Genomic DNA, 917 nt, shown 5'->3' on the forward strand with positions numbered 1-917 from the left:
AGGACACATATGTATTGAATCTACAAATTTTTCTCATTACAATATATTTTTAAAGGAGATAGTATTAAAGATTCGTTTGATTATATTTGTTGTAAGTCGGTAATAGCCCATATAATGAAACGAAATCTAGATTTTGAGATCTTAAAAATAAGCAGTATGTCGGATATCGAGCTCATTAAGATGCTCAATATAATTAAATTACGTGATAAGCGTGGTTTGAGTCAATTTGAACTAGCATTTTTGTTGGGTCAACGTGACCTATATGTTAGAGATTTTGAAAGACCAGATCAAACTTTAATCTTAGGTCTTAGTGAGAATAATACTATCAGAATAATTTTCAAATGTGAACTTGCTGATTTTGTTCCATCAAATATCGGCAGTAACAATCATAAAATTCAAATACGCTATCAAGTTGATAACCGAGGAAACAGAAATTATGTAGCAGAGCAAAAAATTGGAAACGGTAAATGGAAAGAATTTTTAAAATTTGGTGATGAAGAAAAAGATATCTTTCTAGAGTCGTCTAGTGCAATCACAGACATCCAGATTCAAAATTGGATTGATGAACAATACAATAATGGATATTTTAAAGATGCTAAATCTGCACTGGAAATTTTCTTAGACTGTGAAGCACATTTCGATGAACAAGTCAGACCGCTATTCATTGCCAATGCTATTCAATATTATACGAAAAAGAAGAAAGCTCCTAGGTTAGTTAAAAACAGAGACAAGATGAATGACTATGATGTTTTTGTTGAGGAGATAATAAACTGATATTACTAAAAAGTTAACACAAATATTAATTATGAGCAATGATTATGATTTAAACGATATTGCAGAAAACTATTCAAGAAAATCCGATGCTGACTTAATTCACATAGCAACATCAAACGCTCGTATCCGCCCTATGAACTACA

Annotated in this window: 1 protein-coding gene; it reads left to right on the forward strand. The window is 30.9% G+C overall.

Annotated elements, in window-relative coordinates:
- Positions 1-114: 114 nt before the first annotated feature.
- Positions 115-774, forward strand: coding sequence for a hypothetical protein (locus L950_RS25450; RefSeq protein WP_021192329.1), 660 nt, complete (start codon positions 115-117; stop codon positions 772-774).
- Positions 775-917: the final 143 nt, after the last annotated feature.

This window comes from Sphingobacterium sp. IITKGP-BTPF85, assembly GCF_001006065.1.
In the GTDB taxonomy this organism is placed as follows: domain Bacteria; phylum Bacteroidota; class Bacteroidia; order Sphingobacteriales; family Sphingobacteriaceae; genus Sphingobacterium; species Sphingobacterium anhuiense.

Bases quoted from the DNA above. Each gene is read 5' to 3' on its own strand.
- L950_RS25450 (WP_021192329.1), top strand. From the start codon at position 115: ATGAAACGAAATCTAGATTTTGAGATCTTAAAAATAAGCAGTATGTCG.